The sequence below is a fragment of the Spirosoma foliorum genome, from assembly GCF_014117325.1.
GTDB classification, from domain to species: Bacteria; Bacteroidota; Bacteroidia; order Cytophagales; family Spirosomataceae; genus Spirosoma; species Spirosoma foliorum.
The window spans coordinates 4237169-4262319 of the sequence record NZ_CP059732.1 but is presented as its reverse complement, the minus strand read 5'-3'; the positions used below and the strand labels follow the sequence as shown (position 1 = coordinate 4262319).

The window sequence follows — 25151 nt, the reverse complement described above, 5'->3', positions numbered from 1 at the left end:
CTTATTGGCGAAAGGGCAGAATCCAGGGTTTGTGGCCAAACGTTTCCTGTTCTGTTGCCAGATTAATGGTACTGTCAATATAAAGACGGCTGCCGCTGCCATTGAGCGTTACGTAGCTTTCGGCCGTTACAATCGGATTTTTGATTCCTTTTTGCTCATAGTCTTTGGCCAAAAAATGGGCGTATTGCAGAATCATATCGGGCTGTGTAGCCATCATAGTTTCCTGCAAAGGAGTCAGGTATTGTGCGTTAACGATTTCGGATTGTCGCCCAGTTGCGGGATCTTTTACGTGAAAAAAAGCCGTTCCGCCTTTTTCCATGAGCATGACTCGCCACGAGAATCGATAGCCTTCTTCGGTCCAGTATAGTTTTCCCGGATATAATAGAAAGCGGAAAGGAAGTAGTAGTTGAATCGTAAAATGAAGCCCCAAAATAGCCCAGATTAGCTTTTCCTGAAAATTGGACACTGGCCACACCCCTAAATCCCCTTTAGGGGTGTGGTCGGCGCTAGGTTTCTGATAGTTTCGGAAAAATTGAATAATTCTGATATGCGTCTTTTCTGAAAAGAAAATCGGCGTTACGGCAATCATGATGTACGGAAACACGCCTATTTTAAAGAGCAAACCCGTAGCCAGATGAAAAAGGACAACAAAGGCATAAGCTGGTTTTCGGGTTTTATCCCATAACAGAAAAAAGCCTACGCCCAGATCGAACAGAGCCCCGAACCAGCTAAAAGCATAAGCCACCCATAGTTGGGTTAGCCAAGGGCCAATAATGGGTAAGTGACTGTTGGCCGGCAACCATATTCTGAGCGGAAGGGCGGCTATCAGCCAGTCATAATTGAGTTTGGACAGGCCCGCAAAAAAATACACCAGCAGCAACTGGAGCTTAAAAATGGAGATTGTCCAGGCAGGAACCTGCGTAACGGTAAGCAAGGGCTTACGGAAAACATCAATCGAAAAATACCGATTGGCAGGAACCAGTATCAACAGAAGCGCAAGGATGCTGATGAAATAGTAATGGTTGAGATAGGTGGTCTTATCAATGAGTTCTACGTACGTAAAGCACAGGAAAAACGTTAGGATAGCCACCCGATAAAACAAACCCAGGGCAATGAAAAGTGACGAAACGATGAGCAGCCCGAACAGACAATACATACCTGTTTCGCCGAGTGGCTGTACGCTTTCGAAGCCGTAAAACGTAAAATGAAACTTCGGTTTGATATAGAAAGCATACACCCAGCCCTTCAGTACAAAACGAATGGTGCTCAATAGCATAATGCTCCCGAAGGCGATCCTGAAGACGGCCAGGGGAGCAATGTGCTGTTGCCCAATAAAAAAGGAGCTGATTCTCTCCTTCAGGGAGTCGGACATAACCTTAATCGCCGTCGTTATCGCCGTAGGTTATCAGAATGCCCAACGAGGAGGTCATATCTGTTTTGAGCAATACGAGTAGCTTTTGTAATTCTGTATAAGTAGTGGTAACAGAGGTTGGGTTCGTTTTGATGGCATCGGATAGCGGATCGGACAAGGTTTGTAACTTAGCCGTAGCTGTCGCAAACTGCGCTTTGATTGCATCATTCAGCGAGCCACCAGTGCTTGATTTAGCCCCTATCTGCGTCAAATATTCGTCGAATCCCAGACCATCGCCCTGGGCGCTTTTTCCCAGGTAAATATTCTGAAACGCCTGTATATGTAGCAGAGCTAGTTGAACCGACATTTTGGAATAATACCCCTGCACCTTTTCGGGGTAGGTAACTCCCATCGATTGTATGCCAGCAGGAATACCGACCTCGTAATTTTTGAATACATCGAAATCGTAATCTAACTGATTGACTAGCTGACCTGTAGAGCTGCCAACATCCGTACCCGTAGCATTGAGAAACGTAGCGGTGTAGCCCGAATTCCAGGCGTTTACCACGGTTGTAATATTCGTTTTCATTTCGGCAGATAAGGCAGCCAGATAGGCTTTCCGATTGGCCGCTTTACTGTCAGTGGTATATTGTAGGAGGATGGCGTTGTTATCAGCTCCTATGCCAAACAGCAGATAATCGAGTGCCGGAAGTCCTTTTGCGGCCAGGTTAGCTAACAATACCGGGTTGTACGTGCCTGAGCTGATATTGCTATTGATCTGAGCAACATCGGTAGGATACGTGTTTGTGTTGACCCGCAAGTTCGCCTGATCGGCTGGCCCAAAACCAAAAGCCGATGTTGCCTGCCACTGTTTATAAGCTGCCTGAAAGGCTGCCTGTAAAGCCGTTAGTTTGGCTGCATCGGGGCTGGCAGTAAAGGCAGTGACAGCAGCATCCAGATTCGTGGCTGTTGTCTGAAAGGCGGTATAAGCCGGGAGAATCAGGTTGGTACTCAGATTGGTCAGCATAGCCTTCCGGTCAAATGAAGTGGCGACCGGAGTCTGGTCATCACTTGATTTCGAACAGGACTGGGCTCCGATAATGAGTCCGGTTGCGGCCAGGGTTATAAGAATGAATGTACGCATTTCAGGTTGTTTTTATGGTAGAAAAACCATCCACGCCAGACGGGTGTGGATGGTTTAGTCAAGTTGAGATTCTATTGATTCTGCGGATTCTTTAGAGGCTATCGAGAAGTCCACAGAATCGTAGCATCAATAGAAGCCACAGAATGCTTACAGTACATCTTTTACTGAATCAAAGTCATATTGCTTGGCAATGGCATCTCTAATGTTGTTGACATCTGTCAGCGTCAGGTCGTAGAAGTTTTTAGGAAATAAAGCCAGTATAGCGTCGATTTGGGCGTCGGTGATTTTGCGCTTTGGGTTGTATTTCAATGAGTACACAAACCCATAGCATTCTGAAAGGCGACTGTTTCTTACGATGTTATCACTGATCGACTCTTTCACTTCTTTCACTTCCTGAAGTGCGGCTGCTCCAACCACTCGTTCAAAAGCCTCTAAAATGATGGTAGCCTGCGCCTGATACGTTTTGGTATCCTTGTTGCTGATTGCAGCCCGACCTTTCAGGAAAGCATCCATGAATAGCTTATTCGCATGGTAACCCGAATCGACCTGGGTTGTGTAGCTGCCCCATAATTTAGCCCCCGTTTTATTGGTCGGAAAGTCAATAGGAACACCCCAATAGCCAAACGCCAGATCCCAGGCATGCTCCAGCGCTGTTCCTTTACCAGTTGTTACGGTCGCATTATCGAGCGAATTATTGATGGCGGCAGGCATATAATTATTTGCGATCTGATAACAGATCAGCCCGCCCATCATGGTTTTGTTAAACACCTGTGCATAGTTGACACCCGTTGCGGTCAGCGCATATTTCGATGCTGCATTGGCCGAACTAACGCCTACACCGGCAACACCCCGGCTAGCGGGTTTGCCTGTTTTGCTAACCGCTACCAGACTGTCGATAAATCGATTGACATCCGTCTGTAACAGCGAATAGCACTGATCTTTTAATTGCAAGCCTGACGCATTATAGGTTAAAGAAGTTGAGAACGGTGAGCTGGTATTGGTAAACATGTTTTTCAATTTGTCTCCATCCAGCGTACCTGTAAGTGCATTCTTCATCAGGTTCGACATTTCAGTAACCATGCCCAGGCGAGTAGTTGATTCCGAATAATCGACATTGGTGAAATTATAGGTGGTTGGTACTGTATATACCGGAACTGCATCAACTGTAGTGGGATTGTCTTCCTTGCAACTTACGGCAAGTAATAGAACGGCAGAAAAAGCGCTGAGTGCTAGAAGTGATCGCTTCATTATGACTTTGGATATGTAGACAATTAGTTCGAGCACAAAAGTAGAGGTCGCACTAAGGGCTATCAATACCCCCGAGGGGGTATATTTATAATAGGTCTAAATAAGATATGTCATTTAATGTGTTGATTGTCAGTACTAATTCAGACGCATTTTTGAACGTGAAGCCCATCTTTTTGATGATATTCTTCCGGTGTGTTTTTATGGTATGAATGCTCAAAAAGAGTTTTTCCGCGATTTCTTTGTTCGTCTTACCGTCTGCAATCAAATTGACGATTTCCGTTTCGCGGGCTGATAAAGTGGGGCCTTCTTCGCTCTGGTGGAGAATTGGCTGATTATCAAAAAGCAGCTCTACTGTTTTGTTACAGAGGAATTTATGGCCTTTCGCAGTGGCGTGAACGGCGCTGATGATCTCTTCGGGATTACATTCTTTGGAAACATGATTCCTGAGTCCCTGATTAATTGCCTGGAGAAGTTCAGCTCTGGAATGGCGGTTCGATACTACTAGTACCTTCTTTAAAACGGAGGCTTCCTGGCTGTTTTTTAATGTATCGATACTAAAATGAGCATCATAATGGGTATCGATCAGGATAACATCCGGGTTCAGATCAGCAATGAGTTGTATAAGCTCCGGCAAGGTGGTCGCCTGGCCTGTAACACGTATATCTTGCGTAGTAGATAGGATGTTAACCAAACCCTCTCGTGTCAATGACTGATTATCAGCAATTAGGACAGAGATCATGTAGGCTTTATTTTATTTATTCTTGTTATAAACAGTAGTGCGAAGATGGGGCTTTTGAGGTTGTTTGATGTTAAAAAGTAATTAATGACGCAAGGAGAGGCTCGTTTATGCGAGAATTGCTGAGCCGGGAAACGCGTTTAGCTGGGTAAAAACGCCCTAGGTTACCGAAGATGTAAGCCGGTAATTTGTCTTTGTAAGACCTATGTCAATGGCGGGTTGAGCACCGTTGGGTTCTATTTCTTGTTGGTGGTGTCAGTTTTGAGAAACTGACACCACCAACAAGAAATAGGGCTTTCGCTGCGCATCAATGCGTCGATGTGTCTGACTGAGATTCAGTAGCTGTGTTTAAGGCCTACACTAAGGATAAAGCAAATACTTTTTCCGCATCTGTTTATAGGCCGATAAACCCGGCTCCCAACTCTTCCGGATTTCTTTTTCGGAGACGCCCGCAATGATTTGCTTCTGGAGTGCTTCGTTCCCACTTCGAAAGTTAAAATTGCCGATTTGTTTGCTATAGCTCGTATCAAAAAAACGGGCTTTGTCGGGGTAGGCTTTGTATAACTCCATCAGCCATTGCAGATTGAGTTGCCGGGTTTTGCGAAAGATATTGGTGTCGTATTTTCGTAAGTCAAGTCCAAAGCAATCCTCATTCTGGTGGAGTGGTGTTTCGCTCATACCTTTGATACTGACTGGCTTAAACGAGAACGGATAAATGCCTTTGAGAGCGGGCGCACCCAAAACAGTAAATGGCATATACGTGCCACGTCCCTGGCTGATGATCGTTCCTTCGAACCAGCAAGTGCTGGGGTACAGCATGATCGACTGCTGCGTATTCAGGTTTGGCGACGGTAAAATCGGTAACGTATAGGGCGTATCGTGCGTATAATTCGCAACCCTGATGATTTTTAGTTTACATAAATCCTTGCCCGGTAAGCCACCCCAGCCTTCGCCGTTAATCATTTGTGCAAATTCAGCAATCGTACAACCATGCGTAATCGGAATGGGGTGCATCCCAATACCCGAATACAGATGTTTTTCCAAAATAGGGCCATCGATAATAAAGCCGTTCGGGTTGGGGCGATCCAGAATCATAAGCTCCTTACCGTGTTCGGCGCAGGCTTCCATCACGTGGTTGAGCGTATTGATGTAGGTGTAAAAACGGCAGCCCACATCCTGAATATCGAACACCATCAGGTCGATATTTGCTAATTGCTCTTTAGTGGGTTTCTTGTTTTTGCCGTACAGAGAAATAATCGGGATGCCGGTTTTTTCATCGACAGCATCGTCCACTTTAGCGCCGTTACTGGCATTTCCCCGAAAGCCATGCTCAGGTCCAAAAACAGCTACGATGTTGATTCCCAGACTCACTAAGCTGTCAACACTAGGTTTATTGCCGATAATGGACGTTTGGTTAACGACCATCCCAATCCGTTTGCCTTTCAGATAAGGAAGGTAAGCGGAAACCTGATCGGCTCCGGTCACGATCTTGCTGGCTTCAGGCGTAGCGACTGTGAGTTCCTGCTGAAACAAGTCTGGACGATTGATCGGGAACAAACAAACGAGGAATAACGGAAGTAAAACGAGGGTGAATGTTTTCATGAGCAAAGCTTCAACAATAGGGAACAATATCTTGCACCGGCGGACCAGCTGATTTTTAAGTTGGAAGCTGTTTAAACTTTTATAAATAAACCTAAAATTGAGTGTTTTTGTCATCCCGACGCAGGAGGGATCTTCAGTAGAGTCCATAAAAGAACCCTCTACCGAAGATCCCTCCTGCGTCGGGATGACAAAAACTAATTATGGCCCGATTATCGAAAGCTAAAAACAGGCTCATGATTAAATATGATTTATACAATTGAAATCTGCATAAATCTTGATCATCATAAAAATCAGCCGGTCCGCCGATGCGGGGCTATTAAAGAAGCAAGTTGCTGATAAATGAGTTTGTGAACAAACGCCCGCGTGAAACAAATCGTTATTGTGGTCTGGGGCTAACGGTTACAAAAGCTCTCAGTTTTATGTCATCAGCTACATCAATGGGCTTAAACAGATCGTACCAACCGCTACGTTTTCCGCCTGAACCATAATTGATGTGGACCCAAAACGTGTTGTTTTCGGATTGGTAGCCATCAATAACCGTCGAATGGCCGTAGGTTGAGAAGTTGCCGAAATGAAAATACACGGGCCGTTTGGCGTCAATTTCTGTTTCGATCAGCTTGATAACTTCATCGGATTTCAGAACATGCTCAATGTTTTCCTTCCGGGCAATGGCATTTAACTGCTCCTGAGGGATAGGAATAGGTTCAGTAAACGAAACATAAAATTCGGCCTGACAGGGAAAGTAGGTTTCGAGCTGCTTTACCGGATTGACCATTTCCAGGTAATGGTCTGTTCCAAAGTCCTTTCGGATAGCTTCGGCTGTCATGTAGGAAAAACGCGCCACCGTTTTCTGGGCTACTTCCGGTGTGTTTGAGTCAATGCGAGTCGCAAACTGATTCCACGAAAACGAATGATTCGATAAGGTATCCTGAATGGTGTATCCTTTGGAGCACTGATACGAAACAACGCCCGTAGGTCGAAGTTGGTGGTAGTAGAGAATTTGAGCCAGCGCTGTACTCCAGCATCCCAATACATGGTTGTCGGGGGCATATTGGGCGTATTTCCCAAATTGATCCCACTCGGTTTTTAGCAGATACGTGCCTTTCAGCGAAACGGGCTGCTGGAGTTGGGCGAAAGTCGTTTTGGCAATGAAGAACGATAGAAATAAAGTTAACCAGACGCGTTGCATAGCGATTGTGTTTTGCGTTGAACAAAAATTGTCGGGAGCAAAACAAAGGGCCTGGCACTCGAAAAACCTCTCATTTTAGCTTTTGAGAGTTCTCACTTTCGGTATTGGGAGCGATTTGGGCGCTATACTGCCGGGGCGATAGCCCGGTGATTGATTTAAAGACCCTATAAAAACTGGCTTCTGAATTAAACCCGGTTTCTAACGCGATTCCCAGAATGGACAGGTGTTTATAAGCCGGATCGGTGAGCCGGTGTTTGACTTCTTCAACCCGCCGTTCATTGATGAGGCTACGGAAGCTTTTATCGAATTCGCTGTTGATGACTGCCGAAACTAAGCCCGGTGAACTGTGCAGCCGACTCGCCAGACTGTTGAGGTTTAACTCGGGATCTAGAAAAAGTCGATCCTGCTCAAGGGCTACGTCAATGCGGTGCTTTATGGTCTGCACTTGATCATAAGGTAGTGTATCGACTACGCGCTTGGGTGATGGCTCGCTTTCCGATGCATCGAAAGCCACCTCGAAAGGCACTTGCTGGTAGCCCATAATGCCCAGATAATAGACGGTTGCGGCCAGATACACGTAAAACAGTTGCCAGTGAACGAAATAGCGATCGCTCAGCGACACACTGAAATCGAGGAAGATATTGATAACCAGCAAACCGAAAATTCCGCCGGTAGCAATCAGCACATTCCGCAGCCATAAGTAAGTCGGGTAGGATGTGCTGGCAATGGTATTAAATAACCACTGGCGATACCGGACAACGCGTCGGTAGCTTAAAAAACCGTAAATCGCCCCCGACAGTACCGACAGTATATCTTCGACCTCTTTAACCGCATTGAAGTGAAGAGCTTCGGCCAATTGATCTTTAAGGGCGAGGCTATCCGTTGTTTGTGTCTGGATATAAACCCAAAGAGCGTGCGCAAAAAAGATCAGGGTAGGGGCAAAATGAAGGAAATACGATCGCTTAACCGTAAAGCCCTTTTGCGTTAGCGAGACAACATAGAGATATAGTAAGGGCTGAAAGGTCAGATCGAAGGCTAATGGGAAGTAGCGTAGGTACGGATTTTGCCATAAGCCTAATGTATGCAGCAGGATTTTTGCGCTGAGAATGCAGAAAACGAACAGGATCAGTGCCAGAATCCGCTTACTGACATACTGGCCATACTTTACTAGCAATAAGGCACTATAAACCAGTCCCTGAGAAATACCCAGAATAACGATCAGATCAAAGAGACGGAAGTTTATGTCCAATGGATTTTCGGCCAGTTGTAGCGGCCAATGCTACAAAGCTAGCCGTAAAAATATCTTTCCGTATCCTTGATCTGATCGCCATAGCGGATAAGCTGGAATAAAGGCCAGTTACTCACTTCGTAAACTCTTCACCGGATTCACCAGTGCCGCTTTGAGGCTTTGGAACGAGATGGTTGCCAAGGTAACCCCAATCGCGACCAGCCCCGAGACGGCAAAAATCCACCAGGCGATGTCGGAATGATATGTATACTGCTGTAGCCAGCCATTCATGAAATAATAGGCTATTGGCGAAGCGATCAGGAGCGAAATAACGACTAGTCCAATAAAGTCTTTCGACAGAAGTTGCCATAAATTAAAGACCGATGCACCAAGCACTTTTCGCACCCCAATTTCTTTCGTCCGTTGTTCGGCGACAAACGAGGCTAAGCCAAACAAACCCAGGCAACTGATAAAAATAGTGAGGATAGAAAACAAAGAAGCGAGTTGACTGATACGCTCTTCATCCCGGAATTTCTGCTCGTGTTCATCGCTGGCGAATTTGTAATCGAATGGACCACCGGGATTATACTTCCGGAAAACGGGCGCAATTTTAGCGAGAGCCTCGCTCGCACTCACCTGCGGATTGAGCCGAATCGTAATGAAATTGGTCCAGTGATAATTCAGCTTGAAAACCGTTTGTTTGACAGGTTCGAAAGGGGAGTTCGTGACGAGGTCTTTCACGACGCCAATAATTGTGTATGTTTCGCCAGCCCATTTGATTTGTTCACCGACTGGCTGTTTCAAACCCATATACTTGATGGCGCTTTCGTTCATGATCAGGCCAACGGAATCGGTTGAGAAGGCGTGGGAAAAATCACGACCCTCTTTAATCTGCCAGCCGACCGTTTTGCCAAAATCATGGGTACAGGCAACTACGTCAAAATCGACGGGCTGATTGGGGTCTCTGCCTTTCCAGTCTAACCGGTAATCGCTCGAAAAAACGCCAGTCGTGGGCATCCATGATTCGGCCACGTTGGTAACCGCGCCGGTTTGCAGCAGGTCGTGGCGAATAATATCGTAATGCTCAACCAAATCCGGGGTATTCATTCGAATACTCAACAGACCAGCCCGGTCATAGCCAATGGGTCTGTTTTTGGCAAACTGAATCTGCCGGAAAACGATGATGGTGCCAATAATGATCGTAACCGATACCGTAAACTGAACCACAACCAACACCTTACGCGGCACAGTTGCAAAACGACCAACTCTAAACGTACCCTTTAACACTTTAATCGACTGAAAACCTGACAAATAAAAGGCCGGATAGCTGCCCGCGATCAAGCCTGTCAGTAGACTGAAACTCAGACTAAGGACCCAGAACAATGGATTACTCCATAAAATAACCATCTGTTTGTCGGCAATTTGATTAAACCAGGGGAGCGCAAGCTGCACGAGTAGCAACGACAACACAAAGGCCAGCGCAACGACCAGAAACGACTCGCTGAAAAACTGACTAATCAACTGACTGCGAACCGAGCCAACAGCCTTACGGATTCCCACTTCTTTAGCCCGTTTTTCGGAGCGGGCCGTGCTTAGGTTCATGAAATTGATACAGGCCAGCAATAGCACGAAAGCACCAATGATCCCAAATAGCCAGACAAACTGAATACGTCCCCGAACCGGCACTCCATTCTCCCAGTCCGAATACAAATGCCATCGACTCATGGGGTGCAAAAAAACCTTAGGATCAAACTTGGCTTCGTCTTTGGCATGAGTCGCTTTTGTGTGTTCGATTTTGGCCGAGATTTTGTCAAAATCGGTATTAGGGGCAATCTGGACGAGTAACAGGAATGAGTTCAAGGTCCAGTTATCTTCATCCTGCGCTCGTTTCACCCAACCCTGATCAGCCACAAATTGCGCCCAGGGAAGCAGGTAGGCTACGTCTCTGAATTCTGAATTGTTTGGGAAATCATCGTAAACGCCGGATACCTTAACGGCCAGTTGATTATTGACCTTCACGATTTGGTTCAACGGGTCGGTATTACCAAAAAGGGCTTTGGCTACGGAGGCCGATAATAGAATAGACGTTGGGTCGTTAAGCGCGGTCGGTGTACCAGCCTGTAGCTTTAGGGGTAGCAGTTGAAGGAATTCAGGCTCCACGTAAGATCCCCTTTTGGTAAATTTATTGGTATCATGTGCCAGAATCTGTTCACCTGTTCCGTGTGTGAGTACGACCTGGCTAAAATCGCTGCTATAGTCGTTTTTTAGCGCCTTCCCCAACGGAATGGGTATTGCTTCGCTGGTGGACGTTGTTCCATCAACCGTTTGTTGCAGCATGACCTTGGCAATGCGGTTGTAATTTGGATTGAATTTATCAAATGACAATTCATCATATATCCACAGGCCAATCAGCATGGCCACGGCCATTCCTGCGGCCAGTCCACCAATGTTAATAAATGAATAAACCTTGTTCTTAACGAGGTTTCTAAACGCGATTTTGACATAGTTGCGTAGCATGTTGGGGCTTAGAAAAAAGGGTGATGGATATTGACTTTTAGTACGTTTAGTCAGTGGCCGCAGTAACTTCAGTACGTTCAATACGTATCGCAGGCGGGCTTTTTGCTCGCCACTTGTTTCAACCCAAAAGGCGTAAAGTTCCATCAGGTCGCCCTGCACTTCTTCGCGGGTGTCAGGGTGACCGAAGCGGTCGAGCAGCCAGCTGGCAAGACGGGGTGGTTTCATGGGATTATGATTTGTAGAGACGCGATCCCTCGCGTCTCCTGACCGGATGGTTTATGGCTAACCCATAGGAGACGCGAAGGGTCGCGTTTCTACATTATTCTGAACGTAACGATTGCACTGGATTCACTAATGCCGCTCTGACGCTCTGGAAACTGACCGTCAGCAAGGCGATAACGCCCATCAACAAGCCTGTTAGCGCAAATACCCACCACTCGATGTCGACTTTGAATTCGAAATTCTGGAGCCATTGACTCATGGCGTACCAGGCGATGGGGGAGGCAATCACAATGGCCACCAGCACCAGTTTCAGGAAGTCTTTCGAAAGTAGGGTGATGATGCTGCCAACCGATGCCCCCAGCACTTTTCGCACGCCAATTTCCTTGGTGCGTTGCTCAGCCGTAAACGTTGCCAGACCGAATAGCCCAAGGCAGGCAATTAACACCGCCAGAAAGGTGGAGACCTCAATGAGTTGCGCGGTTCGGGTTTCGGACTGGTAGGCTTGTGCCAACGATTCATCCAGAAAACTGTAATCAAATACCTGATTCGGAAAGGTGGCCGTCCAGGCTTTTTCAATCTGGGTCAATGCGGTCTGTACAGTCTCGGCTGTGGGCTTCTCGCTTTGCAGCTTGATACTGGCCTGATAAAAATTATTGGGTACAACCTGGATCAGTGTCGGATCGATTTTCTGATGTAATGAGTTGACATTGAAGTTTTTAGTGACTCCAACAATGGTGGCAAACTCTTGGCCGTCTCCATAATACACCCGTTGCCCAATGGCCTCTGCGGGACGACTGATGCCCATTCGATTGATAAATACCTCATTGGCAATGACTTTAAAGGAGGCAGACGATGTATCGGTATCCTTCAGTTTCTCGCCGGCCAACAATTGAATGCCATAGGTATCCATGTAGTGCGAATCGCCCATTTTCATCTGGGTTTTGATCTGAAGCCACTTGGCTTTAGCACCCTTTCGGTATTCCATCCCCTGCATCCAGTTGCCCTCTGACGATGCACTGTTGAGCGAAAAACTCACGTCCTTGATCTGGGGCGATTCAATAAGTTGGCTTCGAAGCGCCTGCAATTTCGCGGGTTTGTTATCAGGAAGCCCAACCGTGATGATGGCCGCTTTATTGAAACCCAGATCCGCATTTCGGAAAAGGGTGAGTTGCTGGTTAATGAGAAAGGCACTGCTGATGAGAACCAGCGAAACGGTAAACTGAACGACTACCAAGCCCTGCCGCAACGTAAACCACTGATTCCCCTCCGGTAACGTATTGTTTTTTAACGCCCAGATCGGTGCCATGCCCGACAATCGGAACGCTGGATAAACACCCGCCAGGACAGTTGTTAGAACCGCCAGTATGAGCGCAAAGAGGGCCGTTTGCCAGGTGAATAAATCCGGGGATTTTAGTGGTACCACTAGTGTAGTAGCCATGGCCGGAAGCATAATCCAGGCTAAGAGAATGGCCAACACAACCGCGAGAAACGTAATTAGCCCGGCCTCTGTCAGGAACTGGTAAATCAGCGACCAGCGATTACTGCCAACCGCTTTCCGAATGCCCACCTCTTTTGCCCGTTTGAATGCCTGTGCTGTGCTTAAATTGATGAAGTTAAAACAGGCAATCAGCAGCACCAGCAGGCCGATGAACGACAGGGTTTTGAGTAAAGGTAAATTGGCAGACCGTCCGCCCAGGTTGTTACCATAATGAATTTCGGACAATGGGTTCAGGTAAAATCGGGTGGCAGCCAGCACGTCCTTACCCATGTATTTGACGACTATATGCTGGAAGCGACTGGTTAATTGGTCAGGGTTAATGTCATTTTTCAGCAGTACATACGTCTGAAAGTTATCATTCCGGCTATTCCATGTATTAAAATCAAAATTTGGATCGATGTTTTTAACCGTAGCAAATGAAATCAGTAGATCAAATGGAAAACTGGTTGTTATCGGATAATCTTCCAGCACACCAGCCACCAGTAAATCCTGCTTATTATCGAACTGAATGGTTTTGCCAAGCACGTCCGTTTTGCCAAAATACTTTTCGGCATACGCTCGTGTTAACACAACCGTATTGGGTTGCGATAGAGCTGTGCGGGGATCGCCTGCTACCCACTGATAATCGAGCAAATGAAATAACGCATTATCCGCAAATACGAATGATTCTTTGAATCGTTTGTCGGAGTTAGGCACGGCGAACGTATTTCCACCCCACCTCCGAAGCAAGGGAACGACTAGTTCTGCTTCGGGCAAGTCGTTATGTAAGGCGTTTACCATGCCGGTGTACGTACCCGGATACCTGTACTTGTCGTTAAGGTTTTCACCTTCAACCCGATACACCCGACTCCCATTGGCGTGATTTTGGTCATAGCTTGTTTCATGCCTGACAACTAAAAATATCAGTACTGTACAGGCCATGCCCACGGCCAGACCTGTGATATTGATGAACGAATACCCCTTGCTTTTAGAGAGGTTTCGAAAGGCGATTTTCACATAGTTGCGTATCATAGAAGGACTTAGTAAAAAGGGGTTTGGGTACTCTAACGATGACTTAGGTTTGGCCAGTGGCCGCAATAATTTCAAGGCATTCAGGCTGTATCGCCAGCGCGCTTTTCGCTCGCCCACCGTATCGACCCAATGGTCATACAATTCCAGTAAGTCGCCCTGCACCTCTTCGGCGGTATCAGGATGCCCGAAGGTCTTGAGGAGCCAGTTGGCCCAGCGGGGTGGGGTCATAATGGATAATGATTGTAAAATGGATAATGAATAATCGGGATCGCCCGTGCGGTAAAATGATTAATGGTCGTGACGGTGATTGTGTGTACTAGGCTGGGATTTCATTATGCATTATGCATTATGCATTAATCATTATTCATTCCGACCGAAGGGAGGTAATCGGGTTCGTTAGAGCGGTTTTAAAACTTTGTACGCAGATCGTTATCAACGTAATGGCTAGCAGTAAGGCGGGTGGGATAACAAAGACCGTCCAGCCCAGATCGATGTGAAACGCGTACTTGTTGAGCCAGGCGCGGGCGACCAAATAAATGATTGGAATGGCAATAACCGACGCCACGCAAACCAGCTTCACGAAATCTTTGGATACGAGCACCAGCAAACCACCAACGGAGGCTCCAAGTACTTTCCGAACACCGATTTCTTTGGTCCGTAATCTGATCACAAAACTGGAAAGTCCCAGCAGCCCCAGGCAGGCAACGACGATGGCGAGCACGGCAAACAAACTAAATACATTTCTCAGCCGACTGTCGGCTTCATATTGCCGATTAAAATGTTCATCGAGGAAAAAGTACTCAATCGGATTTCCCGGAAACGCTTTTTTGTAAAGTGTTCCAAGATCGGCAATGCTGCGGGCGGCATCAGAAGGGTTCAGGTTCACCGATATATATTTCCACTCCGTACGGGTTGGATAATAGAACAGGATTGGATCGTATTTTTCTTTTAATGAGCGCTGATGGAAGTTTTTCATGACACCCACCACTCTGCAATGAACTTCACTCTGGCCAAGCACAAAGATTATATCCTGATTGACGGCTTCTTTCGCCGTTTTATAGCCTAAGCCTTTCGCAACTTCTTCATTGATCAGAACCCGGTCATTTTTACTCTCCTTCGAGCCAATCGCTGAACTGTCCGTGGCAACAAAATTTCTCCCGGCTATCAGGTCAATGTGATACGTGGGAACGAATTTTTCGTCGATCTCCATCAGATACGTATCGAAATAATGCTGCTTATCCTGATTTGCTTTTCGCACAACGTTCCGGTAACGGATCATGGTGCCGGGAATATCCGACGTAGCCGTCGCGTTCTTCACGGAAGCACTGTTTGCTAGTTCAGATTTGAAATACGTGTATTTACCCCAGATCGTTGAGTCCGTAATGGCGGGTGCTTTTACAATAAGAACCTGATCTTTTTTGTAGCCCAGATTCCCATTGCGCATGAAATTGAATTGCTGGACGACAATAACGGTGGCAGCAATCAGAATAATGGACAGGATGAATTGAAATGACACCAGCACTCGTCTGAGCGAAATACCCGCGTTTGATTTTACAACCAATCCCTTCAGGACTTTCACGGGCTGGAAGGTCGACAGGACAAATGCCGGATACGCACCAACCAGCAACGCCCCCGCCACAAAAATGATCAGAACGGCGACCCAGAAGAATGGCTCATGCCCTAATCCAGTTGAGAAAAAACCTACACTTATATCCTTGCCAATGAGTTTGTTAAATAGAGGCATGAACAAAACGGCAATGACCATGGCGACCACCAGCGCGAACGTATTGATGATAAACGATTCAAGCAGGAACTGTCCAATCAATTGACCCTTTTCGGCCCCCACAACCTTTCGCAGCCCCACTTCCTTAGCCCGCTCCATTGATTTGGCGGTGGATAAATTGATGTAATTGATCCAGGCGATAAACAGGATAAACACGCCGATAATTGCCAGAAAATAAATCTCTCGTTGACTGCCATTCGCTTCGGCTTCTTTGAGATAATTAGAGTTGAGGTGAATATCCGTAATCGGCTGTAACTGGAAAGACGATTTGAAATTCAACTCGTTCATTTTTGCACCCAGATAGCGCTGGATGAATGCCGGAAATTTCGCTTCCAGCTTTTTAACATCTGTTCCGGGAGCTAATACTACGTAGTTGTAAAACTCCGGCCAGGTCCATTCATTGTAACCCCATTTAGGGCCAACCGTAGCGAACGAAATCAGCATATCAAATTTGATATGTGAGTTTTCTGGAACGTCCTGAAACACGCCTGTTACGTTCATGGGCATTCGCCCGTTCATTTTAAGCGCTTTCCCCAGCGGGTTCGTAGTGCCGAAATATTTCTTCGCTGTACTTTCAGAAAGTACAATCGAATTACTTTCTGACAAACAACTTTTCCGGTCTCCTGCAACTAAGGGGTAAGAAAAGACAGAAAAAAATGAGGCATCTGCCAGATAAATATTTCCTTCGTTGAATGTTTTGGGTTCGCCTTTCGCATCAGCATACGAAAGGGTTGAGGCATTCATAAACAGCGAAACGCTGACCATACGGACAAAATCCACTACTTCCGGAAAATCCGCTTTCATAGCCGGACCTACCGCCGGATGATTTGCAGCCGTAGTTGTTACATTGGCCATGTTCCCGGTATTCGAAAGAGGAACGCGGTAAATGTTTGTCACATTAGCATTGAAGCGGTCGTAGCTTGTTTCAAAATAAACGTATTGAAACACAAAGAAACAGGCCACTATACCAAGTGCCAGTCCGACTATATTAATGGCCGAGAACGCTTTGTTCCGCCACAAATTCCGAAACGCGATTTTGATATAGTTTTGTAGCATGTCGGGATTCAGAAAAAAAGGTGAAGGATACTCAGTTTGTGCTTTTGGTTTGGCCAGTGGCCGTAACAGTTTCAATACATTCAGGCCATACCGCCAGTTGGCTTTTCGCACGCCCACCGTTTGTACCCAATAGCCATAGAGTTCCAGCAGATCGCCCTGCACCTCCTCGCGGGTGTCAGGATGACCGAAGTGGTCAAGCAGCCAGGTGGCAAAGCGGGGCGGGGTCATAGTGGATAATGGGCAATGAACAATGGTTAATGGTCGTGACGGTGATTGCTTGCCCTATGCTAGGATTTAATTATTCATTATCCATTTTACATTATTCATTATTATTCACTCCGAAGGGAGGTAATCGGATTCGTTAAGGCGGCTTTGATGCTTTGGAAACTGACGGTGATCAGGGCAATGGCAATGGCGATGAAAGCCGCCAGCACGAATACCCACCACTCAATGTCAATTTTATAGGCGAAATCCTGTAACCATTGGCTCATGGCGTACCAGGCGATCGGTGTGGCAATTACAATGGCAACCAGTACTAGTTTCAGGAAATCTTTTGATAACAAGGCCACTACACTGCCAACCGAGGCTCCTAATACTTTCCGTACACCAATTTCTTTGGTACGTTGCTGGGCCGTAAACATGGCCAGACCAAACAGACCCAGGCAAGAAATGATGACAGTCAACCCGGCGAAGATGCCAAACAGTTGTCCCACACGTTGCTCAGACTGATAAATGCGGTTGAAGCGTTCGTTCAGGAACGAATAAGCAAAGGGGGTATCTGATTGCGCTTTCCATTTCTGCTCTAGCGTTTTCAATAAGCCTGGCATATCGGTGGTGCGAATACGCAGGGCCAACTGGTAATTATCTGCCCCATAAAACATCACCAAGGGAGCAATTCGCTGGTGCATCGACTCGAAATGGAAGTCTTTGACAACACCAACGATGGTGTATAGACGACGACTTTCCGGGCTGCCATTGCCGATGGTCCAGAGTCGATGACCAACGGGGTTTTTCCAGCCGAACCGCTTGGCTGCGGCTTCATTGATCAGGATGGCGACGCTGTCGGAAGGAAAGGCTTTCGAGAAGTTTCGTCCCTGGGCAAGGCCAATACCTAAAGTCGGCAGGTAGTTTTCGTCGATGTAGTAGGTTTTTTCCCGATAGATGGCCGATTGGGCAGAGGCACCCTCTGGCTGGAAACCATCGTTGCCGCCGTTAGAGGCCCCCGCGGGCAAATACCCGGCCTGCGTTACATCGACTACCTGCGCTAGTTTCGCCAGTTCATCGCGAAATGCTTTGCCTTTAGCTCCGAGCGAATACGAGTCGTGTAATACCAGCACCTGATCTTTATCGAAGCCTACCTTTTTGTTCTGAATAAAATGCAGTTGTCGGTAAACAACCATCGTCCCGATAATCATACCTATCGAAACCACAAACTGAGTTGTGACGAGGGTATTGCGTAGCCATCCACTCCGGAAACCGGCCCGTATCTGGCCTTTCAGAACACTTACGGGTTTAAATGCCGATAGAAAAAAAGCAGGATAGCTGCCCGCCAGTAGGCCAATCATTAGGGAAGCCAGAAGAACACCTGGTAACATCATGCCCTTCAATAATGCCGTAAATTCAAACTGCTTGCCGGATAATTGATTGAAGCTAGGCAGTGCCAGGGCAACAATCCCTAAGGCAACCAGCAACGCCATGAACGTGACCAGAATCGACTCGCTCAAAAACTGCCAGATTAGTTGCTGCTTAATTGACCCCAGTACTTTCCGAATGCCCACTTCCTTAGCCCGGCCTGCCGAACCGGCGGTGGATAGGTTCATGAAGTTGATGCATGCAATCAGCAACACAAATACGGCGATGATCGAAAAAATATAGATGTACTTGACGTCGCTGTTGGGTTCGATTTCTCCCTCAAGATCCGAGTGCAGATGGATGTCGGTAACAGGCTGGAAACCAAACCCGAATTGATCTCCTTTTTTTGTGAACTCAGCCAGACTAATACCGAAAAGCTGTTGAATTTCAGAGCCGATGTGCTGGGCTACCATACTTGGCATTTTAGCCTGTAAACTGGCAATTGAATACCCTGGGCGTAGCACTACGTAGGTGTAACAACCACTGCTGAGCCACGTATTCCGGGATTCAGTGGAGCTGAATGACCCGAATATATCATAGTGGAAGTGCGTATTCGACGGAACATCCTGGCAAACGCCGGTTACCCGATAAGTGCCTCGCGTTCCTAGTGTCAACGTTTGGCCAATGGGGTCCTGTTCGCCGAAGTATTTCTTCGCAATCGTTTCGGACAGGATGAGGGTATTGGGTTCAGTTAATACTGCTTTGAGACTCGATCCAGTCCCCCGGCCTTTTAGCAAGGGTATCGAGAAGACGTTGAAGAAGTTGGAGTCGACAAACACAACATGTTCTTCCTTAAAGCTGTCGTTATTATGTTTCACGATAAATGTTCCTTCCTGATCAAACCGCGTAACTGCTTCTACCTCTGGATAATCGCGAAGCAGCGTTGGCCCTAGTGGTACGCTTACGGGAGCCGTATTGATGTCCTTCCCGCCAACCTGCCCGTGGATATTCGCGCGGAAGAGTCGATCCGCGTTGGCGTGATAACGATCATAGCTGAGTTCATGAGTAACAAACAATACAATCAGCAGGCACGTCGCCAGTCCAACGGCTAGCCCAACGATGTTAATGGTCGTGAATGCTTTGTGAAGAACAAGATTTCGCCAGGCGATTTTCAAATAGTTGCGTAGCATGTTCGGGCTTAAAGAAAAGGGTGATGAGTAGTCAGTTAAGGGTTTCGGCTTGGCAAATGGACGTAGCAGTTTCAATGCACTTAGCGTATACCGCCAGCGCGCTTTTCGTTCGCCCACCGTTTCGAGCCAGTAGGCATAAAGTTCGAGTAGGTCGCCCTGCACTTCTTCTGAAGTGTTAGGGTCGCCAAAGGCTTCTAAGAGCTTTTGTGCAAAGCGGGGCGGTTTCATAGTTTTGGACTATGTAGAGACGCAATCCCTTGCGTCTCATTGGCGTCAGCAATATTTCGTTTCATCCCAAAGACATCCAGTGTAAAAACCATCCGGAGTAGGAGACGCAAAGGATTGCGTCTCTACATTATTCCGACCGCAACGATTTAACCGGGTTAAGCAATGCAGCCTTTATACTCTGATAACTGACTGTGAGTAGCGTAACTGCCAGCGCACCCGCACCCGAGACAACGAATATCCACCACGATAACTCCGTTCGGTACTCGTATTTGTGGAGCCAGTTGCCGAGGAAATAATACGCGATGGGCGTAGCAATGCCGAAGGAAATGATAACCAGCAGAACGAAATCTTTCGACAGTAAGCCCCACACACTGAAGACAGAAGCCCCCAGCACTTTCCGCACACCGATCTCTTTGGTCCGTTGTTCGGCTACGAACGAGGCTAATCCAAACAGACCGAGGCAACTGATTAAAATGGCAAGAATAGCGAAGCCTGAAGCCAGTTTTCCAATGCGCTCTTCGGCGGCAAACTTTAACGCATATTGCTGATCCGTGAACCGATAATCGAACGGGCTGCCTGGATTGAATTTCCGGAATACCGTTTCGATTTTAGCCAGCGACTCACGCGTACTTCGATTCGGGTTGAGCTTGATATTAATGACACTGGCCCAGCCATAATCCAGCATATAAACCGTCTGAAAAACAGGTTCGAAAGGAGAGGCCATGAGCATGTCCTTAATGATGCCGACTATTCGGAACGTCTTGCCGTTCCATTTCATCTGCTTGCCTACAGGGTCTTTTAGTCCCATATACCGAGCGGCTGTTTCGTTGATAACCATGCCGGATGAATCGCTCGGAAACTGTCGCGAAAAATCGCGTCCCTGAACAAACTGCCAGCCCACCGTTTTTCCGAAATCGTGCGTTACGGCAATCGTGCCGAAACTTTCCTTGAAATTTGGGTCTTTGCCTTCCCAACTGAAACCGCTGTTCTGCGAATTCAGGTCGGTTGCTGGCGTCGATGAGGTCGACATATCCATGACAGCGCCGGTTCGGATCAGATCATCGCGGAGGGCATTATAATGCTGATGCAATTCCGGCGTATTCATCGCAACCGTAATCAGCCCACTTCGGTCATAGCCTACCGGCCGACTCTTGGCGTACTGAATTTGTCGGAACACGATGATCGTTCCGATAATCAGCGTCACCGAAACGGTAAACTGTATAACCACCAATACCTGCCGGGGAATCGACGCAAACCGACCAACCCGGAAGGTGCCTTTAAGTACTTTAACCGCCTGGAACGAAGATAGATACAACGCCGGATAGCTTCCTGCAATCAGGCCCGTTAGCAAGCTAAACCCAATGCCCGTGAGCCAGAAAATCGGATTGGTCCATAAGATCCCGATCTTTTTATCCGCTATTTCATTGAAAAGGGGGAGGATTAACAAGACCAGTACAATCGATAGCGCAAACGCGAATGTAACAACCAGTAACGATTCGCTAAAAAACTGCGCAATTAACTGGCTACGAACCGAACCCACCGCTTTGCGAATGCCGACTTCTTTGGCCCGTTTTTCGGAGCGTGCCGTTGACAGATTCATGAAATTGATGCAGGCCAACAGCAACACAAACACGCCGATGATACCGAACAACCACACATACTGAATCCGCCCCTCCAGGTTTCCCGATTTATCCCAACCCGAGTAAAGGTGCCACTTGCTCATGGGTTGCAGATAGACTCTAGGCTTGATAAAGGCCACTTCAGGGTTATGTTTTAGGCGGACATCTTTGATTTTCTCCGACACGCCTTCAAACGTTGCATTGGGCGCAATCTGAGCCAACACCTGCCAGGAGAAATTGCCCCACTCCACGTTGTCTTGTGCTCGTTTTACCCATGCTTCCGACGAAACGTATAAATCCCAGGGAGCAATGAATTTCATATCTCTGAACTCCGTATTGTAGGGGAAGTCTTCATACACGCCCGTTACTTTTACGTCCAGTTTGTTATCGATTTTTATCAATTTACCCACCGCATCAGTTGTCCCGAACAGCGCCTGCGCTACCGACTCCGACAACAAAATCGAAGCCGGGTCTTTTAAGCCAGCCCGTGTACCACTGAGCATTTTCAGCGTGAGCATATCAGGCGCATCGGCACTCAGGTAGTTACCGGTTTTGGTGAATTTGTTGTCGCCATAGGCCAGGATGTGATCGCTCGTCCAGGAAGACATGATGACGTGTGAAAAGTCATCGGCGTAAATTTTCCGCAGCTCCGGGCCAATGGGTGCTGGATTATATTCGCCATGAAAGACTTCTCCATTGAACTCCCCGGTTTGCATGACCTTGGCGATGCGGCCGTAGTTCTGAAAATACCGATCGTAGGAAAGCTCGTCGTAGATCCAGAGGCCAATCAGCATAGCTACGGCCATACCTACGGCTAACCCACCGATGTTGATAAAGGAGTATACCCGGTTCTTGACCAGATTTCTCAGCGCGATTTTTAGATAGTTTCGTAACATAGCAGGACTCAAAAAGAAAGGTGGTACGGCATTCCGGATTGGATCATGTTCGGTTGCTTTTCGGTTGGCCAAAGGCCGCATTAGTTTCAATACATTCACACTGTATCGCCAGCGCGCTTTGCGTTCGCCCACGGTTTCGACCCAGTATGCGTAGAGTTCGAACAGGTCGCCCTGGACTTCTTCCAGTGTGTCGGGGTCGCCCCACCACCTCAGTAGTTCGGTTGCCCAGCGGGGTGGTTTTTTCATAATGAATGAAGATTAATGGATAATGATTAATGGTGTTGTGGCTGAGATTGGCTTTGCCAAGGCTTACAGTATCCATTGTTCATTACTCATTGTCCATTTTTAATTTCCCATTAATTGAAGCGTTTGGGGAGGGAGCGCATTCCATAATTCCTCACGAACCTGTTTAACCTCCTGCAAGGCTCTCCGCCCAGCAGCCGTAACGCTGAAAAACCGCTTTCGACGACCTCCACGCTCGGCGGTAGCTCCACCCATTTCGGAAGCTAGAAAACCCTTTTCGGCCAGACGTTGCAGCGTTGTATGAACGGTACTAAAGCCGACAGAACGTCCGGTTTTTTGCTCAATTTCCTGCGTAACCGTTACGCCGTAGGCGCTTTCGCCTAGTATCGCAACCGTTAGCAGAACGATCTCTTCAAACTCTCCCAAAAAGGCCCTTTTCATAGCAGAGGTTATTTTATACGATAATGTCGATCAAATGCGGTGCCAACTCGGGAATTGTGCCTTAAATGGTCTTTAAAGGCTGATTTTATATGAAATAGCTTACATCAGATGTCCGATTTTGGACAATGGGTGTCCGCAAAACGGACATCTGGAGCAATCTGCCCGAGTGCGGCCGATTTATTGGATAGGGTATCAAAAAGAGCGCCCAACCAGTTAACTGATTGGGCGAAGGGGAGAAGAAAAGATAACCTAATATTAGACTGCTTTTTTTGCCGTATAGATAGCCTTTAAATCTTTGACTATCGTTGCGATGTAGGCAGATTGGTCCTCAGGAGCACATGCCTGTATATCGGAATCAAGAAGTTTATAGTGAATAGTGATGTCTGTTTGTTCATCCCAGAGCGTAATAATAATACCTACGTGATCGGAATCGTCAACTTCAATGAACGGGACTACCTGAGGTATAGCCTTTCGAATACCGTTCATAAGGCGGTACTCAAAGCTCGGTTGCGAGCTTTGATTGTTAAATAATTGCATGGCAAAATAGTGAGTAGGGGGGTAAATATAGCCGTTCTGGACCTGTAGGCCATATTCTATGTGTTGGAAAGCGGTTAAAGGAATGGTTTGCTTAAACGGACAGATCCTTATAACGGGTCGAAAACGGATATTTTTCATTGAGAAGGACAACGACGTGTTAGACTTCATTGTTTATATAACGAGCTAAGCGTTTTTTTAGCCGCCGATTTTTATTTTTACTCTTGTTGGGCTTTCGCTTAGTTCTTGACTAGTAACAGAATAGTTTACCTATGCGCGCTATAATTTTAAATCTCGCTGTCAGCTTAGATGGCTTTATTGAAGGGCCTAATGGAGAATATGACTGGTGCTTTACCGATCAGGACTACGGCATGACCGACTTCTTAGCACGTATTGATGCCCTGTTTATGGGTCGGAAAACCTACGAACTACTGACCAACCCAGACGAACCGGCCAGTAACTACGCATTTCCCGACTATAAACGGTATGTCTTTTCGAATACCCTTCAGGAAGTGGAAAGTGGCTTTGAGCTGATTCGTGGGGATCTAAAAGCCCAGGTAAATGGGCTTAAAAGTCAGTCTGGTAAAGATATTTGGCTATTTGGTGGGGCCGATCTAACAGCCGCGTTTCTGGAAGAAGGGTTAGTCGATGAGTTGCTCCTGGCGATTCACCCCATTATTCTGGGAGGAGGCAAGCCATTGTTTACGAAGAGTAAGGAGCGAATTAACTTGACATTAAGTGATTCTAAAACATATTCAAGTGGTCTTGTTTCAGTTTCTTACAAACTAAAAGAGTGAACCAGAAATCTGCCTATATGAGTAAATAAGGATGATTTTTTGCTTAAGTAGAATGAAAAAGCATAGCAGAAAATCCGCTATGCTTTTCAAACCAACCTAATCTGAAAAACGGTATCTCCTTCCCAAATGGGGAGTAGATCAACCGCATCATTGTCTTTGCGGCTTTTGCAAAAGCCTTACTATAGCCACCCTGCCGTTTCAGCCACTAATACTTTTCCGTTCTGGTTGAATTTAGCCGTAAGCCTTCCTTAATCATTCCTCAGACTGAGATTCCCCAAAGGGTAACACAGACAACATAAAAAATTTAATAAACCAACAGCAGATAGATATAGAACAAGACTTTATGGTTACTTGTTCGCTGGAGGCAAGGAAAAAGGAAAGATGCCCTCTATAGAGTAATGGATAGACTTTTTCTCTAAAAAAGCCTTGATGGTAAGTTGGTTGACAAATGAGTTTTTAGAAAAGGAGTAGAGCCGATACTTTATTTCTTTACTTTATTTGAGAAGTCCATCAACAAAGTTCTGGGTAAACGGTGCGTTGGGTAATCGCTCAGCGTAGCCTGAGTTACTCCTAAAAAGTTAGTTACAACCATGAGAAAACTAAGTTCTACGAACTACTACAATCAAACATTTCTGGAGGAGAAGTGCCCGTTGAATGAGCTTATCCATCTATTGAGCAAACGCTGGCTAACAGAAGTTTTATTTAGTATCGAAGAAGGCAACAATCGGTTTTCGAGCCTGAAAGACGATTTAGAACACATTAGCGATAATATTCTGGCCGATCGCTTAAAACTTCTGGAACAATACAAGTTGATTGTCAGGAATGATACAATCCGGGAGATTCCCACCAGAGTCGAATATGCTTTAACACCAACTGGCGAACGATTAAGCGAAATGCTGGATGGCTTGTGTAAGTTTTCGGAACATGAAATGAAATTGGGGGAATAACGGGGTAATAATGGGTAATGATTAATGGATAATGGATAATGGATAATGAGGTTTGCTGAGCTGTTTGGGCCAAGCAACATTATCCATTATTCATTGTCC

At 46.7% G+C, this 25151-nt stretch carries 16 protein-coding genes; 2 read left to right on the top strand and 14 right to left on the bottom strand.

Translation table 11 applies throughout. From position 1 onward, the window contains the following. Nucleotide 1 precedes the first annotated feature (1 nt). The 14 genes from H3H32_RS18135 to H3H32_RS18070 form a co-directional block, all read right to left on the bottom strand. Entirely contained in the window at nucleotides 2-1372 is a 1371-nt protein-coding gene (locus H3H32_RS18135) for an HTTM domain-containing protein (protein WP_182464062.1), read from the bottom strand. Between the two features lie 4 nt (nucleotides 1373-1376). Continuing rightward, nucleotides 1377-2495 carry an imelysin family protein gene (locus H3H32_RS18130; protein ID WP_182464061.1) on the bottom strand — a complete coding sequence of 373 codons (1119 nt, stop codon included), beginning with the start codon at nucleotides 2493-2495 and terminating at the stop codon, nucleotides 1377-1379. Nucleotides 2496-2642: 147 nt separating this feature from the next. Next, nucleotides 2643-3743 (bottom strand): DUF4856 domain-containing protein, encoded by a 1101-nt coding sequence (locus tag H3H32_RS18125; protein ID WP_182464060.1) that lies wholly within the window; start codon nucleotides 3741-3743, stop codon nucleotides 2643-2645. A gap of 85 nt (nucleotides 3744-3828) precedes the next feature. After that, the gene (locus tag H3H32_RS18120) at nucleotides 3829-4482 is read right to left on the bottom strand and encodes a LuxR C-terminal-related transcriptional regulator (protein ID WP_182464059.1); all 654 of its coding nucleotides are present in this window, start codon (nucleotides 4480-4482) and stop codon (nucleotides 3829-3831) included. A gap of 357 nt (nucleotides 4483-4839) precedes the next feature. Continuing rightward, the gene (locus tag H3H32_RS18115; RefSeq protein WP_182464058.1) at nucleotides 4840-6081 is read right to left on the bottom strand and encodes an exo-beta-N-acetylmuramidase NamZ family protein; all 1242 of its coding nucleotides are present in this window, start codon (nucleotides 6079-6081) and stop codon (nucleotides 4840-4842) included. Nucleotides 6082-6457: 376 nt separating this feature from the next. Next, nucleotides 6458-7270, bottom strand: a complete 813-nt coding sequence (locus H3H32_RS18110) for a C10 family peptidase (protein WP_182464057.1) — start codon at nucleotides 7268-7270, stop codon at nucleotides 6458-6460. Nucleotides 7271-7340: 70 nt separating this feature from the next. Then, a complete protein-coding gene (locus H3H32_RS18105; RefSeq protein ID WP_182464056.1) occupies nucleotides 7341-8519 on the bottom strand; it encodes a helix-turn-helix domain-containing protein in 1179 nt (392 codons plus the stop codon). Nucleotides 8520-8627: 108 nt separating this feature from the next. Continuing rightward, nucleotides 8628-11240: an ABC transporter permease gene (locus tag H3H32_RS18100; protein WP_182464055.1), complete on the bottom strand. Its 2613-nt coding sequence runs from the start codon at nucleotides 11238-11240 to the stop codon at nucleotides 8628-8630. A gap of 94 nt (nucleotides 11241-11334) precedes the next feature. Next, complete coding sequence (locus H3H32_RS18095; RefSeq protein WP_182464054.1) at nucleotides 11335-13974, bottom strand: ABC transporter permease; 2640 nt, start codon at nucleotides 13972-13974, stop codon at nucleotides 11335-11337. A 136-nt stretch (nucleotides 13975-14110) separates the two neighbouring features. Next, nucleotides 14111-16813: an ABC transporter permease gene (locus H3H32_RS18090; RefSeq protein WP_182464053.1), complete on the bottom strand. Its 2703-nt coding sequence runs from the start codon at nucleotides 16811-16813 to the stop codon at nucleotides 14111-14113. 101 nt (nucleotides 16814-16914) lie between these two features. Next, nucleotides 16915-19575, bottom strand: coding sequence for an ABC transporter permease (locus H3H32_RS18085; protein ID WP_182464052.1), 2661 nt, complete (start codon nucleotides 19573-19575; stop codon nucleotides 16915-16917). 127 nt (nucleotides 19576-19702) lie between these two features. Continuing rightward, nucleotides 19703-22336 carry an ABC transporter permease gene (locus tag H3H32_RS18080; protein ID WP_220472659.1) on the bottom strand — a complete coding sequence of 878 codons (2634 nt, stop codon included), beginning with the start codon at nucleotides 22334-22336 and terminating at the stop codon, nucleotides 19703-19705. Nucleotides 22337-22435: 99 nt separating this feature from the next. Then, a complete protein-coding gene (locus H3H32_RS18075; protein WP_182464051.1) occupies nucleotides 22436-22774 on the bottom strand; it encodes a PadR family transcriptional regulator in 339 nt (112 codons plus the stop codon). 255 nt (nucleotides 22775-23029) lie between these two features. Next, nucleotides 23030-23449 (bottom strand): hypothetical protein, encoded by a 420-nt coding sequence (locus H3H32_RS18070; protein WP_182464050.1) that lies wholly within the window; start codon nucleotides 23447-23449, stop codon nucleotides 23030-23032. Nucleotides 23450-23580: 131 nt separating this feature from the next. On the opposite strand from H3H32_RS18070, the gene H3H32_RS18065 reads away from it, so the two are divergent. After that, nucleotides 23581-24105, top strand: a complete 525-nt coding sequence (locus H3H32_RS18065) for a dihydrofolate reductase family protein (protein WP_182464049.1) — start codon at nucleotides 23581-23583, stop codon at nucleotides 24103-24105. 590 nt (nucleotides 24106-24695) lie between these two features. Beyond that, entirely contained in the window at nucleotides 24696-25052 is a 357-nt protein-coding gene (locus H3H32_RS18060; protein ID WP_182464048.1) for a winged helix-turn-helix transcriptional regulator, read from the top strand. The last annotated feature ends 99 nt before the right edge of the window (nucleotides 25053-25151 follow it).

What these genes read in the sequence shown, in the direction of transcription:
- H3H32_RS18135 (WP_182464062.1), bottom strand. Translation starts at nt 1,372, where the DNA reads ATGTCCGACTCCCTGAAGGAGAGAATCAGCTCCTTTTTTATTGGGCAA.
- H3H32_RS18100 (WP_182464055.1), bottom strand. Translation starts at nt 11,240, where the DNA reads ATGAAACCACCCCGTCTTGCCAGCTGGCTGCTCGACCGCTTCGGTCAC.
- H3H32_RS18090 (WP_182464053.1), bottom strand. Translation starts at nt 16,813, where the DNA reads ATGACCCCGCCCCGCTTTGCCACCTGGCTGCTTGACCACTTCGGTCAT.
- H3H32_RS18060 (WP_182464048.1), top strand. Translation starts at nt 24,696, where the DNA reads ATGAGAAAACTAAGTTCTACGAACTACTACAATCAAACATTTCTGGAG.
- H3H32_RS18125 (WP_182464060.1), bottom strand. Translation starts at nt 3,743, where the DNA reads ATGAAGCGATCACTTCTAGCACTCAGCGCTTTTTCTGCCGTTCTATTA.
- H3H32_RS18130 (WP_182464061.1), bottom strand. Translation starts at nt 2,495, where the DNA reads ATGCGTACATTCATTCTTATAACCCTGGCCGCAACCGGACTCATTATC.
- H3H32_RS18080 (WP_220472659.1), bottom strand. Translation starts at nt 22,336, where the DNA reads ATGAAAAAACCACCCCGCTGGGCAACCGAACTACTGAGGTGGTGGGGC.
- H3H32_RS18095 (WP_182464054.1), bottom strand. Translation starts at nt 13,974, where the DNA reads ATGACCCCACCCCGCTGGGCCAACTGGCTCCTCAAGACCTTCGGGCAT.
- H3H32_RS18120 (WP_182464059.1), bottom strand. Translation starts at nt 4,482, where the DNA reads ATGATCTCTGTCCTAATTGCTGATAATCAGTCATTGACACGAGAGGGT.
- H3H32_RS18065 (WP_182464049.1), top strand. Translation starts at nt 23,581, where the DNA reads ATGCGCGCTATAATTTTAAATCTCGCTGTCAGCTTAGATGGCTTTATT.
- H3H32_RS18070 (WP_182464050.1), bottom strand. Translation starts at nt 23,449, where the DNA reads ATGAAAAATATCCGTTTTCGACCCGTTATAAGGATCTGTCCGTTTAAG.
- H3H32_RS18110 (WP_182464057.1), bottom strand. Translation starts at nt 7,270, where the DNA reads ATGCAACGCGTCTGGTTAACTTTATTTCTATCGTTCTTCATTGCCAAA.
- H3H32_RS18075 (WP_182464051.1), bottom strand. Translation starts at nt 22,774, where the DNA reads ATGAAAAGGGCCTTTTTGGGAGAGTTTGAAGAGATCGTTCTGCTAACG.
- H3H32_RS18115 (WP_182464058.1), bottom strand. Translation starts at nt 6,081, where the DNA reads ATGAAAACATTCACCCTCGTTTTACTTCCGTTATTCCTCGTTTGTTTG.
- H3H32_RS18085 (WP_182464052.1), bottom strand. Translation starts at nt 19,575, where the DNA reads ATGAAACCGCCCCGCTTTGCACAAAAGCTCTTAGAAGCCTTTGGCGAC.